Source organism: Hymenobacter siberiensis, assembly GCF_018967845.1.
GTDB classification, from domain to species: domain Bacteria; phylum Bacteroidota; class Bacteroidia; order Cytophagales; family Hymenobacteraceae; genus Hymenobacter; species Hymenobacter siberiensis.
The window spans coordinates 3474278-3490014 of the sequence record NZ_JAHLZZ010000001.1 but is presented as its reverse complement, the minus strand read 5'-3'; the positions used below and the strand labels follow the sequence as shown (position 1 = coordinate 3490014).

Sequence of the window (15737 nt, the reverse complement as noted above, 5' to 3'; positions counted from 1 at the left end):
GTGCTGGTCGGGCTGCGTGCCGGCGCACGGCCTTGCAGCGACCCTGCCGGGTACGACCACGGTACATTTTTCTATCTTCGCCGCCCACCCAAACTGCTTCCCACCCGATGATGCCCACAACCACGCCCGAGCTCAACCTCGAAGCCAATTCCCTCTCTACGCCCACCGGCGCGGCCCCGCAACAGACGGCCGGCCAGCGCCCGATGTTCTACGAGTTCAAGCCCGAAGAAACCGTGAAGGCGGCCCACGGCACCACCCTGCGCTGCAAAACCTGGGAGGCCGAAGCCGCCCTGCGCATGCTGGAAAATAACCTCGACCCCGCCGTGAGCCTCGTCTATGATGAGCTGATTGTGTGCGGTGGGGCCGGCCGCGCCGCCCGCAACTGGAAGGAATATCAGATTATCGTGAAAACCCTGAAGGAGCTGGAGGCCGACGAAACCATGCTGGTGCAGAGCGGTAAAGCCGTGGGCGTACTCAAAACCTGGCCCCACGCGCCCCGCGTGCTCATCGCCAACAGCAACATCGTGCCCGCTTGGAGTACCCAGTAATACTTCGACGAGCTGGACAAAATGGGCCTGATGATGTACGGACAGATGACGGCCGGCTCCTGGATTTACATCGCCACCCAGGGCATTTTGCAGGGCACGTACGAGACGTTTGCCGCGATGGCGGACAAGCATTTTGGCGGTAGCCTGCGCGGTACTATCACCGTCACGGCCGGCCTGGGCGGCATGAGCGGAGCCCAGCCCCTGGCCGTGACCATGAACGACGGCGTGTGCCTGGTCATCGAGCCGATTGCTGAGCGTATTTATCGGAAGGTGCGTGAAGGGTACTTGGACAAAGCCGCTGTCAGCTTGAACCATGCCTTAGAACTGTGTAATAAAGCCAAAGCCGAAGGCAATGCTTGGTCAATCGGCCTTGTTGGCAATGCGGCCACCATTCTGCCTAAGCTCGTAGAATTGGGCTTCCCGGCCGACATCGTGACCGACCAAACCTCGGCCCACGACCTGATGGATTACCTGCCCGAAGGCGAAATTGGGGAGGTGCTGGCCCTGCGCGAAGCCAACCCCGAGGAGTTCAAGAAGCAGGCCCTGGCCTCCATCGTAAAGCATGTAGAGGCTATTCTGGAGATACAGCGGCGCGGTGCCATCGCTGTGGACTACGGCAACAACCTGCGCGGCCAGGCCGAAAAAGGCGGCCTCACGGTGCGCGACGAAGCCGGCCAGTTCCTGTACCCCGGCTTCGTGCCCGGCTACATCCGCCCGCTGTTTTGCGAGGGCAAGGGGCCGTTCCGCTGGGCCGCCCTCAGCGGTGACCCGGCCGACATACTGCGAATCGACCGCGCCCTGCTCGAAACCTTCCCCGACAACAAGCTGCTGGCCCGCTGGATTGAAAAGGCCCCGGCCAAAGTCCCTTTTATCGGCCTGCCGGCCCGCGTGTGCTGGCTGGGCTACGGCGAGCGTGAGCAGTTCGGCCTCGTGATAAACGACCTTGTGGCGCGGGGCGAAGTATCGGCCCTCATCGTTATCGGCCGCGACCACCTCGACTGCGGCTCGGTGGTCTCGCCCAACCGCGAAACCGAAGGCATGAAGGATGGCTCCGACGCCGTAGCCGATTGGCCCCTGCTCAATGCCCTGGCCAACTGCGCCAGCGGGGCCGACTGGGTGAGCCTGCACAACGGCGGCGTGGGCATCGGCAACTCCACCCACTCCGGCATGGTGATAGTAGCGACAGGAACCCCCGAAAAAGCCGAACGTCTGAAATGGGTATTAACCACCGACCCCGGCATGGGCATCTTCCGCCACGCTGATGCTGGCTACGAGCTGGCGCAGGACGTGGCGCGGGAGCGCGGCGCGAAGATTCCGGGGCTGAAGTAGGGTAGCGTTAATTAAAAGCACGTCATGCCGAGCGGAGCCGAGGCATCTCGCGTGGGGTAGTAAACCAATCGCAATGATTAGTGACTGCATGCGAGATGCCTCGACTCCGCTCGGCATGACGTGCTTTTCCAGCGGTCCAACCCCCTTTGGCCCGCCGCCATCCCTAACAACTGTCCGCCGAACAAAAGCAACTGGCCGCCGTAGTTGTTAAGCTACTTGCGGCAGCGCATCGCCGCCGCGCAAACCCTAAACTTTCCCACTATGAACATTGGAATCATCGGCGCCGGTCACATCGGCAGCGCGCTTGCCGTGCGGCTCACCAGCCTCGGCCACTCAGTTAAAATCGCCAACTCCCGCGGCCCCGAAACGCTGACGGACGTGGCCCAGAAAACGGGCGCTACCCCCGTTACAGCCCGGGAAGCGGCCCAATACGGCGAAATTATCGTGGTGACCATTCCACTGAAAAACATTCCCGACCTGCCCAAAGACCTGTTCGAGGGTGTGGCCGCCGACGTGCCCGTCATCGACACGAGCAATTACTACCCCATGCTGCGCGACGGCCAGATGCCGGAGCTGGAAACCGGCGACCTCACCGAAAGCGAATGGGTGCAGCAGCACCTGGGCCGCCCGGTGGTGAAGGTGTTCAACAACATCTACGCCGACCACCTCGAAAATAAGGGGCAGGCCGCCGGAACCCCCGGCCGCATTGCGCTGCCCGTGGCCGGCGACGAGCCAGCCGCCAAGCAGAAAGTAATGGCCCTTGTAGAAGAGCTGGGTTTCGACGCCGTGGACGACGGCAGCCTGCACGAGTCGTGGCGGCAGCAGCCTGGCACCCCTTCGTACGGGGCCGACCTGCCCGCCGACAAGCTACGCGAGCACTTCGCCAGCCTGGGCACCAAACGCACCGAGGCCCAGCACGCCGAGTACCTGGCCAACCACGCCAAGGCGGAGCAGCAAATGGCCGACCAGGGCATCCAGCTGAAGTAGCCTACTGCTGCCGGATAGCCGGCAAACTAAGTAGTTAGTTATCAGTAATCGGTAGTCAGACAGAAATCAATTGACTGATTTTTAGATAGCTGAAATCTGATTGCTGACTACCTACTTAAAACGTCATGCCGGGCATAGCCCAGGCATGACGTTTTTTTGTGCCCTTTGCTATTGCCTCAAGCCAGTGCGGGGCTGCCGTTATTTCGAGTAGGTGGTTTCGGGGCTGGCTGGCCCGAAACCCAGGCGGTTTGGCGCGGGGGTAGCTACTTCGGCCCGCACGCGGGGCAGGCTACCGGGGTAATCGCGTTGCAGGAAGGCGACCAGCTGCTCGCGGATGTCGCAGCGCAGGTCCCAGGCGTCGCTGCCGTTGCGGGCGCTCACCAGGGCGCGCAGCTCCAGGGTGGTTTCCTTGGAATCGGTGACGTGGAGCTTGCACACGCGGCCGTCCCAGAGCGGGTGGTGGGCGGTGAGGCGTTCCAGTTCGGCACGCACCGCGCCTACCGGCACCGAGTAGTCGGTGTGGATGAATACCGAGCCCAGGAGCTCGGCGTTGCTGCGCGTCCAGTTCTGAAAAGGCTTCTCGATGAAGTAGTTGAGCGGCAGTACCAGCCGGCGCTGGTCCCAGATGTTGAGCACCACGTAGGTGAAGGTGATTTCCTCTACGCGGCCCCACTCGCCCTCCACCACCAGCACATCATCGATGCGAATGGGCTGGGTGAAAGCAATCTGGAAGCCCGCCAGAAGGTTGCTGATGGAGCGCTGGGCGGCAAAACCTACAATCACACTGGCAATACCGGCCGACGTGAGCAGGCCCGTGCCCAGGCGGCGTACCGTTTCGAAGCTCATAAGCACCAGGCCCACCCCGATGAAGGCAATGAGCGAAACGGCAATTTTTTTGATGAACTGAAGCTGTGTGAACAGCTTGCGTACCCGCAGGTTGTCGCTGCCGCTGAGTTGGTAATACTGCTGCACGAGGTCCTGCACCACGTCGAGGGTGCGGATGAGGCCCCAGGCGAAGGAGAGAATCAGGGTGAACTCCACCACGCGGCGTAGTACCTCAAAGGGCTTGGGCGGCAGTGGCACCAGCGGCAGCAGCAGTGAAATGGCCAGCACCGGAAAAAACCAGCTGCTGACGGAGCTCAGGTTGCTGCTCACGGAGCGGGCCAGGGCCGAGTCCTCGCGCCGGTTGTAGGCCCGCAACAGGGCAAAAACCATGAGCCGGGCCACCAGGCCGGCCGCCAGGCCGCCCAGCAACACGGCCAGCGTGGTCAGAATATCAGGAAAATTTGAGAAGATTGGGGCGAATTTTTCGGTCATAGCCAACGGCGGAGCAGCCCGTCGGGCCGCTGCAACATGAGCAAGGTGTACCTTCGATTGGCTGTAAAGGTTCGTTGCTTCGGTGCCTGCCCCGGGGGCGTGCAGCGGGCTGTTTGCAAAACGGAACGCCTGTTTGTGGTCTAACCCGGAGCTCTGCCGGCGCGGTGCTTTCAGTTTGCGGATGGCTGCTGGCGCGGGGTAGCGCGGCAACCGTTCCAGGTGCGCCAGCCGCTGCCGCCGCAACCAGCCGCAGATAAGGTACCGAACCGTTACCCAGCCCCACCGGCCGCGTACCTTGCGCCTCATGGTTGTATAAATGGTTGATTTACAGTTTTATGAAGCTTCGTCCTACGCTGTTCCTCGCCGGGGCGCTACTGCTGGGCTGCCGCCCGCCTGCCCGGGTCCAGCAGGCCACTTCGCCCTACACCACCCGCTTCGCCGTCGATGCCCCCATCACGGCCGGGCTGCTGGGGCTGAGCGCCGCCGGCCTGCTGCTGGTGCAGCACAAGCGCACCGCCACCGAGGCCGACCTGGCCGCTCTGGACCGGGCCAATATTCCCCGTATCGACCGGTTTTCGGCCGGCCGGTTCAGCAACCGGGCCCAGGTCGTGAGCGACGGTTTTTGCTACTGCACCCTGGCGCTGGTGCCCGCGCTGCTGGCTTTCCAGCCCAACGTGCACGGGCGCTACGGGCAGGTGGCCGGCCTCTATCTCGAAACCATGAGCAGCACGGCCGCCCTGTTCACGCTCACGGTGGGCACCGTATACCGCTACCGGCCCTACCTCTACGGCCCCGAGGGGGGCGCGCGCTGCGCCACGGCCCGGTGACCACCGATGCGTTTTTTGGCGGCCACACGGCGCATACGGCCACGGCCACGTTTTTCGCGGCTCAGGTTTTTCACGATTTTAACCCTGGCTCCCAAGCCGAGCCCTACGTGTGGGGTGTGGCCGCCGCCGTGCCCGCCGTGGTGGCCTACTTCCGCGTGCAGGCCGGCAAGCACTTCCTCTCCGATAACCTGGTGGGCTACGCCGTGGGGGCCACCGTGGGCGTGATGGTGCCGCGCCTGCACCGCAACGAAACCGTGTTTTACCCCGCCAACGTGCCGCCCCAGCGCTTCCTCGATTCGGCGGTGGGCGTGGGGGTGGGAGCGGCGGCGGGGCTGGTGACCTTGCATTTCTATAAAAAGCTGCACGGCACGGGTGTTTCGCTGGGGCCGGTGCAGGGGCAGAACATGAACGGCTATGCCTACGGCGGTGTGCGCTTTGCACGGGCGCTGTAGCGCAAACTTTGCGGCTCGTATCCCTGACTAAGACCAAACGGGCGAGGTTGGCCCGGTAGCTGGCGCGAGTTTAGCGCAGCGTAACTCGTGCCCGGTTTTGAGTGGAGGTTATACCTCCACTGCCGCGCCAGCGGCAAGGCGGAATTGCGCAAGATGGGTCGTTCTATGGGAGGCACAGCCTCCCCCGTAAGGCCGGTCACGAGTTACGCTGCGCTAAACTCGCGCCAGCAAGGGTTATGCTGCTCTAAACTGGCAGGCATGAGGGCCCGCGCCATTTGTTCAATACCCCGCAAATAGCCGCCCACCCGCCTGATTCCGTAAGCCCGATTTCCCGCCAACCCCGCCAGCCGCGCCCGCGCCGCGTTTGTCGCGCCCGGCCCCGCTCGCGTCCGTCCCTGTATGCAAGAACAAATCCGCCTCCTCGAAGCCCGCGCCAAAACCACCGACTGGAAACAATTTGGCCCCTATCTCACCGAGCGCCAGTGGGGTACTGTGCGCGAAGACTACAGCGCCAACGGCGACGCCTGGAACTACATCACCCACGACATGGCGCGCGCCTACGCCTACCGCTGGGGTGAGGAAGGCCTCGGCGGCATCAGCGACGACCAGCAGCGGCTGTGCTTCGGTATCGGCCTCTGGAACGGGGTCGATAACCAGCTGAAGGAGCGCCTCTTCGGCCTCACTAACGGCCAGGGCAACCACGGCGAGGACGTGAAGGAGCACTACTACTACCTCGACAGCACCCCCACGCACTCCTACATGCGGATGCTGTACAAGTACCCGCAGGCTGCTTTCCCTTACGATGAGCTGCGGGATGAAAATGCCGCCCGCACCCGCCAGGAGCCCGAATTCGAGCTGCTCGACACCGGTGTTTTCGCCGAAAGCCGCTACTTCGACGTGTTCATTGAGTATGCCAAAGCGGGCCCCCAGGACGTGCTCATTCAGCTCACCATCCACAACCGGGGTCCCGAGGCCGCGCCGCTCACGGTGCTGCCGCAGCTCTGGTTTCGCAATACCTGGACGCTGGGCTACGACGACCACCGGCCCGAAATCCGTCGTACCCAGGCCGCTGCGATGGAAGCCGAGCACCGCGACCTGGGTCGCTATCAGCTGTATTGCGACCGCGCCGAGGAGCTGCTGTTCTGCGAAAACGAAACCAGCCCCACGCTCTTTGGCAAGAAGCGCGAGAAGAAAAACAAGGCCGGCCGCTACTTCAAAGACGGCATCAATGAGTACATCGTACAGGGCCAGGCCACGGCCGTGAACCCCGCCGAAACCGGCACCAAGGCCGCCGCCCGCTACCAGTTCAACATTCCGGCCGGCGAAGCCCGCGTGCTGCGCCTGCGCCTCAGCCAGCCCACGCACGAAGCGCCGTTTGCCGATTTCGACCCCCTTTTCGCCACCCGCCGCGCCGAGGCCGACGAGTTCTACGACTGCATTCAGGAGGGCCTCCGCAATGCCGACGCCCGCAACGTGCAGCGCCAGGCCTTCGCCGGCATGCTCTGGAGCAAGCAATATTATTACTACGATGTGAGCCAGTGGCTCGACGGCGACCCTGGCCGCCCCGTGCCGCCGCCCGAGCGCCTCACCGGTCGCAACGCCGCCTGGCGGCACCTGCACAACGCCGACATCGTCTCGATGCCCGACAAGTGGGAATACCCCTGGTATGCGGCCTGGGACCTCGCCTTTCACTGCCTGCCGCTGGCCATGGTGGACGCCGACTTCGCCAAGCAGCAGCTCCGCCTGCTCTGCCAGGATGGCTACCTGCACCCCAACGGCCAGATGCCCGCCTACGAGTGGCATTTCAGCGACGTGAACGCGCCCGTGCACGCCTGGGCCACCTGGCGCGTGTACCAGATGGACCGCAAACTGCACGAGGGCCGGGGCGACACCGCCTTCCTCGAAGCCGTGTTCCAGAAGCTGGTGATGACTTTCACCTGGTGGGTGAACCGTAAGGACCGCGACGAGCGCAACATCTTCGAGGGCGGCTTCCTGGGCATGGACAATATTGGGGTTTTCGACCGCTCGTCACCATTGCCCACCGGCGGCAAAATCGAGCAGAGCGACGGCACCAGCTGGATGGCCATGTTCGCCCTCAACCTCATGCGCATGGCCCTGGAGCTGGCCCAAACCACGCCCGTGTACCAGGAAATGGCCAGCAAGTTCTTCGAGCATTTCCTGTACATCGCCGAAGCCATGACCCGCGGCGGCGGTGGCCACTTCAATCTCTGGGACGAAGAAGACCAGTTCTACTACGACGTCCTGCACGCCCCCGACGACTCGCGCACCCGCCTGCGCATCCGCTCCATGGTGGGCCTCATCCCGCTGTTTGCCATAGAGGTAATTGACGATGAGCTGCTGGCTACCGTGCCCGAGTTCCACGCCCGCGCCCTGGCCCTCATCCAGCGTCGCCCGCGCCTGGCCGAGCTGGTGAGCCGCTGGCAGGAGCCCGGCCAGGGCGCGCGCCACCTTATGGGCCTCATGCGCCAAAGCCGCCTGCGCAGCGTGCTTACCCGCATGTTGGATGAAACCGAATTCCTCTCCGAATTCGGCATCCGCTCGCTCTCGCGTTACCACCTCGACAACCCGTACTATTACCACATGGGCGAGGCCGACAGCTTCTCCGTGACTTACGTGGCCGGCGAGGCTGAGTCGGACATGTTTGGCGGCAACTCCAACTGGCGCGGGCCGGTGTGGTTACCCGTCAACTGCCTCATCATCGAGTCGCTGCAGCGCTACCATAGCTACTACGGCGATGCGTTTACCATTGAGTACCCCACCGGCTCGGGCCAGCTGCACACGCTGGCGCAGGTGGCCGATGCGCTTTCAGCCCGCCTCGCCCGCCTGTTTCTCAAGGATGAGAACGGCCGCCGCCCCGCCCTGGGCGATACCGAAATCCACCAGACCGACCCGCACTTTCGCGACAACCTGCTCTTTCACGAGTACTTCCACGGCGACGACGGCCACGGCCTCGGCGCCAGCCACCAAACCGGCTGGACCGGCTTGGTCGTGCGTCTGCTGGAAAAGGCGGGCGGGTAGATTGGGGAAGCTAAATCAGAACGTCATGCTCATCTGGCGTCCGCGCAGCCGCAGCGGCTGCGTAAAAGCACTAAGTACTTGAATAATTGCTTACGCGGCAGAGATGCTGCCGCTACGCGGACGCCAGATGAGCATGACATTTCCCGGCTCGTTTCTGCTTGTGCTACTGCGGCAAGGCCCGCAGCGCCGCCAATGCCTCCTCCGTTTCCGGCCGCTTTTTCTCCACCTTGCGTTCGGTTTTGGCGTCGCCGTGCTTGGTTTCCTGAGTTGGGGTGGGTACCCCCTTGGCGTAGTAGGCCAGCAGGGCCTGGCGCAGGGCGGGGGTGAGGTGCTCGAACTTACGCTTGTGCAGCTCGCGTAGCAGCTCGTTGTACGTTTGGTCGGCCAGGGCGTAAGTGATGGGGCGGGTGGGTTTGCCGGTGTCGAGGTTGGTGTCGGGCAGGGGCCGGGTGCGGGCGGTGTCGGTGGGCTGCTCGCGCACCAGCGTGGCGAAGCGCACCAGCACCGCCCGGTAGCTGGCGCGGAACTTCGCCTCGCCCGCCGCATCGGGCAGCTTGAAGGCATAGGTTTTCAGCGGGCCTATTTTGGGCAGCAGGTTGATGAAGAAGGCCATTACCCGCGCCCCGAAGCCGGGCCGCTCATACCCATCACCAAATTCCTTGCGAAACGCCCGGGGGCTGGCCTTGTAGCGATAGTCGCGCCGCCGGGCCTGGGGACTCATCTTCCTGATTGCCTTGCGTTGGCTGTGCCAGGCGGCGCGGGCCGTGGCCGGCAGCAGCTGGTTCACGGCGAAGCGAAAGGTGGCAATGCTCACATCCACGTTCAGAATTACCTGCCCCAGCTCCAGCCCGTAGGTTTGTTGAAAAGCGCGCTCCAGCACCGGGTTGCTCACCCGGAAGCCGATGAATTTGTGGTACTCCTGGCTGCGGTAGCGTCCGGCGGCCACCTGCACCACATCAAACGAAAATTCCAGCTCGGTGTGGCGCTTGGTGGCCTGCTCGTAGGTGACGACCGGTCCGAACTGCGCCCGCAAATCGGGGTACACGGTGGGCATAATCTGGTTGGTGCCCTCGGGGTGGCCCACATTGTCGGTGGCGTAGTGGGCCAGCGCGCCCAGGGCGTAGGCATACTCGTTGCGGTTGTGGGCCTGGCCCAGCAGGTTGCGCACAAAGTCGCCGGACCGCACGTAGTGCATGAGGTTGGTGAAGAGCGTGGAGCCCAGCGGGTAGTAGCCCATATCCTGCAAAATGGAGCCGCCGTAGGCGTAGCTTTTGGCCTCTTCGAGCTGCTCGGTGGTGGCCCCGGGGTAGTGGTGGCGCAGCAGCGGCACCAGAGTTTTGTCCCAGGTCGAGTCGATGACGGCCTGATGGGTGAGCACGGCATAGGCGGCGGCAGGGGCCAAAGGCGCGGCCAGCAGCAATAGAAGGAATAAGCGAAAAATCATAAGAAAGTTGGTGCAGAGCAAGCGCCTTCGTGGCAACGGGAAAAGCCGTCCGGCCGTTGCAAAGGCCCGGCGCCGTTCGGGCCGGTGCCAAAGGCGCAGGGAAGCAGCCCCAGCCTTTCGCGACCATCACCACCCCGAAACCCAGGGCGCAGAATTTCGTTTTGGGCCATATTACCCAGTTGCGGTTACGCAGGGCTTTCTGCGGTATGTGTTGCTGTTGCTGGTTTAACGCGTTTGAGCCGTTTTTAAGACGGGGACCAGCAACGAGAAACCAGTAACTAAAAACGAGTTAAACCACCTGACGCAAAAGTTGCCTGCGTAACCGCAGTCACCCAATTATTTACCTATGAAATTTTTTTCCGCGCTCGCTCTTGTGGGCTCCCTGCTTACCGGTGCCGCCCCCGTCGCCCAGGCGCAGCACTCAGCTTCGCCCTATCACACCCGCTTCGCCGTCGATGGCCCCATCATCCTGGGGCTGGGCGCGACCAGCGCTTTCGGTCTCTACCGCGTGCAGCAGAAAAGCGGCCTGAGCGATGCCGAGCTGGCCGCGCTCAACAAAAACGATATTCCAAAAATCGACCGCTTCTCGGCTGGCTGGTACAGCGACCGCGCCCAGACCGCCAGCGACTTGCTCTGCTACCCCACGCTGGTCATCGCGCCCGCCCTGCTGGCCCTCAACGACAACGTGCGCGGCCACTACGGCCAGGTAGTAGGCCTGTATATCGAAACAATGCTGGCCACCGATGCACTGTTCACTACCTCGGTGGGCAATATCTACCGCTACCGGCCCTATCTCTACGGCACCGAGGGCGGCGGTGGGCGCTCGGGCAAAATCGCCACCAATTCCTTCTTCGCCGGGCACACCGGCCACACAGCCACGGCCACCTTCTTCGCCGCCAAAGTCATGCACGATTTCAATCCCGGCTACGCCGGCGAGCCCTTCGTGTGGGGCGCGGCGGCCGTAATACCCGCCGCCGTGGCCTACTTCCGCATCGAAGCCGGCAAGCACTTCCTCACCGACAACCTCGTGGGCTACGCCGTGGGCGCAACCATGGGCGTGGTAGTTCCGCAGCTGCACAAAGTGGCCGGCCGCCGCGGCCTGTCATTGATGCCCTTGCAGGGGCTGAATGCCAACGGCTATGCGTATTCGGGCATGCTGCTGAGCAAGCGGCTGTAGCTTAAACTACTGCTAGCTTTATAGCAGCGCTTACTTAAACTGCGGCTGATAGCAGGACCGGGCTCGCCATAAGGCAAGCTCCTTTTGCTTGCAAATCGGCCTGCGCTGCTGCCCAGCCCTCGGCCGAGATAGCGCGGGTAGCATCGGTGACGACGGTGGTGGCAAAGCCGGCGGCCAGCGCGTCGAGGGCCGAGTAGTACACACAATAGTCGGCGGCCAGGCCGGCCACGAAAACTTCGGTCACGCCCCGGCCGCGCAGGTAGTCGGCCAGGCCGGTGCTTTTGCGGTGGCCATTGTCAAAAAATGCGCTATAGCTGTCAATTTCCGGGTGCATGCCCTTGCGGAAGATGGCTTCGATGCGTTCCGTATGCAGCGCGGGGGCCAGGGCCGCGCCGTTGCTGGCCTGGGTGCAGTGGTCGGGCCAGAGCACCTGCGGTAGGCCGTGCAAGTCAATCTGCTCGAACTGGCTGCGGCCGGCGTGGTTGCTGGCGAAGCTCTCGTGGCTGGCCGGGTGCCAGTCCTGGGTGGCCACCACCAGGTCGAAATGCGCTTGCAACGCATTCGCCAGCGGTATAATGGCGTCGCCCTCGGGCACGGCCAGCCGGCCGCCGGGCAGGAAATCGTTTTGAATATCGATGAGCAGGAGGACTTTCATGGGTAGGGGAGATGGGCAATGTGGTTTGAATAGGGAAGGGCACAAAAGAACGTCATGCCGAGCGGAGCCGAGGCATCTCGCTCGGGGTTATTTGGGGTCGTTCAACGACTCACGCGAGATGCCTCGGCTGCGCTCGGCATGACGTTCTTTTTGATTGCGACCGGAAATAAACCAAGCATTCTGGCCGGAGTTACGTTTACCCCAGAACAAACCTACGCTCATCCCTCATGCCCGACCTTCAAAATCAGATAATCCTCGTCACCGGAGCTACCTCCGGCATCGGCAAAGTCACGGCCACTGAGCTGGCCAAAAAGGGTGCTCACATCGTCATTCTGGCCCGCAGCGCCGAAAAAGCAGCCGATACTCAGCAGGAAATTAAAGCCGCCGCCGGCCACAACCATGTCGACATCCTGCTCGCCGACCTCGCCGACCTCGACCAGGTGCGCCGCGCCGCTGCCGAGTTCAACGCCCGCTACCCGCGCCTCGACGTGCTGGTGAATAACGCCGGGCTGATTTTCGGGGCCGAGCGCCAGCTCTCGCCCGATGGCAACGAGCTGGGGGTGGCCACCAACCACCTCGGCCCGTTCCTGCTCACGGCCCTGCTCTTCGATAAGCTCAAGGCCAGCCCCGCCGCCCGCGTGGTCAACGTAGCCTCCGAAGCGTACCGCATTGCCCGGCCGGATTTGGCTGACTTTCAGTCGGCCAGCGGCTACGGCGGCTTGCGCGTGTACGCCAACACCAAGCTCTACAACATCATGTTCACGCAGGAGCTGGCCCGCCGCCTGCGCACCCACGGCATTGCCAACATTACCACCAACGTGCTGCATCCCGGCGTGGTGGCCAGCGGCTTCGGCAACAGTTCGGGTGGGCTGATGGGCTTTCTCACGCAGCTGGGCCGGCCCTTCATGATTTCGGTGGAAAAAGGGGCCGAAACCAGCATTTTCCTGGCCTCCGCGCCCGAGGTGGGCACCGTCAGCGGTGGCTATTTCGACAAGAAAAAGGCCGAGCCCGTGAAAAGCTCCTTCAATACGCCCGAAAATGCCCAGCGGCTCTGGGCGCTGAGCGAGGTGCTCACGGGGGTGAAATTGCTGGATTAGGACACCGCAGGCTTGTCATTCCGACGAAGGAGGAATCTGGGTAAATTCCACCCTCAGATTTCTCCTTCGTCGGAATGAAAACGCCCTGTTCGGGTAACTACTAAACGGCATGAATTGCCGGGTACAGCGCCCGCCACTCATCCTCCAGAATGCCCATTTCGATGAGCGTCCAGTAGCCGTCGCCGTGGCGCACCACGTCGCGCATGCGGCCCTCCTCCTGGAAGCCGCACTTGAGGTAGCAGTTGATGGCCGCGTGGTTGAAATCGTAGACGCCCAGGCTGATGCGGTGCAATTTCAGGTCCTCGAACCCGAGGCGCAGCATGGCCTTCACCATGGCCTGGCAGATGCCCCGGCGGCGCTCGGTCGTGTTGCCCACCAGCACGCGGGTGATGCGCCCGGCCCGGTCGCGCTCGCTGATGCCGCCCAGTGAGATGTGCCCGACGGTGACGCTGGTTTTCGAATCCACTGCTTTGTAGATGAAGACGTTGGGGTCATTCATATCATTGGAGCCTTCGATGTACCAGCTCAGGCCGGCCTCGGTAAGAGGGAAGGAGAACATCGAGCCGCTCCACTCTTTCATCAGCCGCTCGTCGTCGACCCATTCCATGAGCTGAGCGAAATCGTCGGACCTGAAGGGTTCCAGTATAATCATATAAAAAAAGAGACGCACCGGGCCGATAAGCCCGGCAATAAGCCCGCAAGATAAGGCCCCGCGGGGGTGCTTTGCTAACCAACCGGGCGGCTGGCTTGTTAGCCGCCTGCTTCTCAAACCCTCTATTTTTCTCCATGAACTTAGCCACCAACACCATCCTGCTCACCGGCGGGGCCTCGGGCATTGGCTTGGCACTGGCCATCCGTTTTCTGCAGGCCGGCAGCACCGTCATTATCGTGGGCCGCCGGGCCGATAAGCTGGCCGAAGCCCAGCAGCGCTACCCCGGCCTGATTACGCGCCAGGGCGACATTGCCACCGCCGCCGAGCGCACCGAGCTGGTGTGCTGGGCCACCACCGAATACCCCGCCCTCAACGTGCTGGTGAACAACGCCGGCATCCAGAACCGCATTCAGCTGGCCGATGATGCCGCGGCCGACTGGGAAACCCGCCGCCAAGAGCTGGTTATCAACGTGGAAGCGCCCATTCATTTGGCTATGCTGCTGGTGCCGCACCTGCGCCAGCAGCCGGGCGCGGCCATTGTCAACGTCACGTCGGGGCTGTCGTTTGCGCCGGCGGCGTTCGTGCCCATCTACAGCGCCACCAAGGCGGCATTGCACTCGTTCACGCTCTCGCTGCGCCACCAGCTGGTGCCCACGGGCATTGCGGTGTTCGAAATTGTGCCGCCAGCTGTGAATACTGACCTCGGTGGTCCTGGTCTGCACACCTTTGGCGTGCCGGTTGATGACTTTGCCGATTCCGTAATGGCGCGGCTGGCGGCCGGCGAGCAGGAAGTGGGCTACGGCAGCTCCGAAAAGTCGCGCCTGGCCTCGCGGGCCGAGCTGGACGAGCAGTTTCGGGCGATGAATAACCGGTAGGCATTTCTACCATTAGGAGTTGTTTAGAAAATCCCCGAACGGTCATGCAGAGCGCAGCGCAGCATGACCGTTCGGGGACCTTTGTGACTTTCTAAACAACTCCTTATGCTGAACGCAGTGAAGCATCTGAGTACTCTACCCTACTATTTTTAGTAATTGATTTTTAGCAAGTTGCCTCGTAATCCAGTTCAGTAGCGTTTCAACCAAGCGGGCCAATGGGTCCTCGGGCAGGGTCAGCGGGCGGGCGAGTTGGCGGAGCAGATTGAGGCCGTGGCGGCTCAGGCTGGCGGCCCGGTAGCCGTGGTTTTTGCGGGCAATGGGCTGGCGGCCGCCGTGGGCGGCCGCGCCCACGCCCAGACAAAACGCGTAGGCCAGGCTGACCAGGGCCACGAGCTTGCGCAGCTTTTGGAAACAGCGCAAGTGGGTGGCTTCCAGGTTAAAGCCCCGCCCTTTCAGATTTTGAAAGCATTGCTCAATCGTCCAGCGCTTGGCATAGAGTTGCGCGAGGTGGTTCAGGCCGGCCGTGGCAAACAGGAAGACAAACGCGTCCGCCGCCACGGCCTTGACCCAGGCCTGTCCCCAGACCCCGTCGACCTGCACGTGGGCGAAGCGGCGCACCTGCCCCGGCACCAGGCCCAGGTCGGCCACGGCCTGCCGCCGGCCGTCGGCGTGGGTCAGGCAGTGGTGCTTGGGCACGCGCATGACAAAATTAAGCCCATTGTCTTTGAGCCACTTGAACCACGCATGGCCGACAAATTCCCGGTCGCCCACGACCAGGCCGATGCGGTCTTTGCCCAGCAAGGCCAGGCACTTTTCGAGCACCGCGATGCGGTCGGCGGCGTTGGAGTTGCCGCTGCGGTTGTCGAGCAGGTGCCAATAAAGGGGCACGTGGACCTCGCCCGTGCCGACGGTGACGAGCAGGATGTTCACCTGGCACTGGCCGAAGTCCCACTCCGTGCGGTCGAGGCATAAGCGCAGCTTGCCCTGCGCAGGCAACAAACTCAGTAAAAGCCTGGCCAACAGTACGTAATTGAGGTCTACTTCGCGGAAAAAGTCCTGAATGCGCGTTTCGTTCGAGGCGGGCTTGGCCGCGTCATTGAGGTGCTGGGCCACCTCGCCGAATTGCACGTTGCGGCTCTTTATCAGGCCAAGAATGAACTGGCCCACAAACTTTTGGCGGGACAAGTGGCCCACAAACGGGGCCTGTTGCAAAAGCGTCGTAATTTTAGCAGCGAAGTGTTGCTTCACGGGGCAGAACGGTTTTTTGGTGGTGTCGTAACCCCAAAGGTCGGGCTGCCCCGTTTTTGTACCTGAAAAATAGTAGGGTAGAGTAGCATC

At 62.7% G+C, this 15737-nt stretch carries 12 protein-coding genes and 1 pseudogene; 8 read left to right on the top strand and 5 right to left on the bottom strand.

The window, feature by feature from the left end:
- Positions 1-107: 107 nt before the first annotated feature.
- Together hutU and KQ661_RS15140 are read left to right on the top strand one after the other, a co-directional pair.
- A pseudogene (gene hutU, locus KQ661_RS15145) lies at positions 108-1877 on the top strand (urocanate hydratase).
- A gap of 204 nt (positions 1878-2081) precedes the next feature.
- Positions 2082-2864, top strand: coding sequence for an NADPH-dependent F420 reductase (locus KQ661_RS15140; protein ID WP_394369628.1), 783 nt, complete (start codon positions 2082-2084; stop codon positions 2862-2864).
- 198 nt (positions 2865-3062) lie between these two features.
- Here the strand turns inward: KQ661_RS15140 and KQ661_RS15135 are convergent, their stop codons facing one another.
- Positions 3063-4181 (bottom strand): mechanosensitive ion channel family protein, encoded by a 1119-nt coding sequence (locus KQ661_RS15135; RefSeq protein ID WP_216726383.1) that lies wholly within the window; start codon positions 4179-4181, stop codon positions 3063-3065.
- A gap of 335 nt (positions 4182-4516) precedes the next feature.
- Between KQ661_RS15135 and KQ661_RS15130 the strand changes: the two genes are divergently transcribed.
- The 3 genes from KQ661_RS15130 to KQ661_RS15120 all read left to right on the top strand — a co-directional run bounded on the left by KQ661_RS15130 (position 4517) and on the right by KQ661_RS15120 (position 8499).
- The gene (locus KQ661_RS15130) at positions 4517-5008 is read left to right on the top strand and encodes a hypothetical protein (RefSeq protein WP_216689140.1); all 492 of its coding nucleotides are present in this window, start codon (positions 4517-4519) and stop codon (positions 5006-5008) included.
- Entirely contained in the window at positions 5005-5460 is a 456-nt protein-coding gene (locus KQ661_RS15125; protein ID WP_216689139.1) for a phosphatase PAP2 family protein, read from the top strand. The genes KQ661_RS15130 and KQ661_RS15125 overlap by 4 nt, the downstream gene beginning before the upstream one ends.
- 399 nt (positions 5461-5859) lie before the next feature.
- Positions 5860-8499, top strand: a complete 2640-nt coding sequence (locus tag KQ661_RS15120; protein ID WP_216727384.1) for an MGH1-like glycoside hydrolase domain-containing protein — start codon at positions 5860-5862, stop codon at positions 8497-8499.
- 163 nt (positions 8500-8662) lie between these two features.
- Here KQ661_RS15120 and KQ661_RS22600 read toward each other — a convergent pair whose 3' ends face one another.
- Positions 8663-9943 (bottom strand): zinc dependent phospholipase C family protein, encoded by a 1281-nt coding sequence (locus KQ661_RS22600; RefSeq protein WP_216689137.1) that lies wholly within the window; start codon positions 9941-9943, stop codon positions 8663-8665.
- A gap of 346 nt (positions 9944-10289) precedes the next feature.
- Between KQ661_RS22600 and KQ661_RS15110 the strand changes: the two genes are divergently transcribed.
- Positions 10290-11120, top strand: a complete 831-nt coding sequence (locus KQ661_RS15110; RefSeq protein WP_216726380.1) for a phosphatase PAP2 family protein — start codon at positions 10290-10292, stop codon at positions 11118-11120.
- 34 nt (positions 11121-11154) lie between these two features.
- Here the strand turns inward: KQ661_RS15110 and pncA are convergent, their stop codons facing one another.
- Positions 11155-11775, bottom strand: a complete 621-nt coding sequence (pncA, locus tag KQ661_RS15105; protein ID WP_216727383.1) for a bifunctional nicotinamidase/pyrazinamidase — start codon at positions 11773-11775, stop codon at positions 11155-11157.
- 227 nt (positions 11776-12002) lie between these two features.
- Here pncA and KQ661_RS15100 point away from each other — a divergent pair, with 227 nt between their 5' ends.
- A complete protein-coding gene (locus KQ661_RS15100; protein WP_216689134.1) occupies positions 12003-12872 on the top strand; it encodes an SDR family oxidoreductase in 870 nt (289 codons plus the stop codon).
- A gap of 100 nt (positions 12873-12972) precedes the next feature.
- Here the strand turns inward: KQ661_RS15100 and KQ661_RS15095 are convergent, their stop codons facing one another.
- Positions 12973-13524: a GNAT family N-acetyltransferase gene (locus tag KQ661_RS15095; RefSeq protein WP_216689133.1), complete on the bottom strand. Its 552-nt coding sequence runs from the start codon at positions 13522-13524 to the stop codon at positions 12973-12975.
- 134 nt (positions 13525-13658) lie between these two features.
- Here KQ661_RS15095 and KQ661_RS15090 point away from each other — a divergent pair, with 134 nt between their 5' ends.
- On the top strand, positions 13659-14399 hold the full coding sequence (locus KQ661_RS15090; RefSeq protein ID WP_216727382.1) for an SDR family oxidoreductase: 741 nt from the start codon (positions 13659-13661) through the stop codon (positions 14397-14399).
- Positions 14400-14534: 135 nt separating this feature from the next.
- Here KQ661_RS15090 and KQ661_RS15085 read toward each other — a convergent pair whose 3' ends face one another.
- Complete coding sequence (locus KQ661_RS15085; protein ID WP_216686426.1) at positions 14535-15647, bottom strand: IS4 family transposase; 1113 nt, start codon at positions 15645-15647, stop codon at positions 14535-14537.
- Positions 15648-15737: the final 90 nt, after the last annotated feature.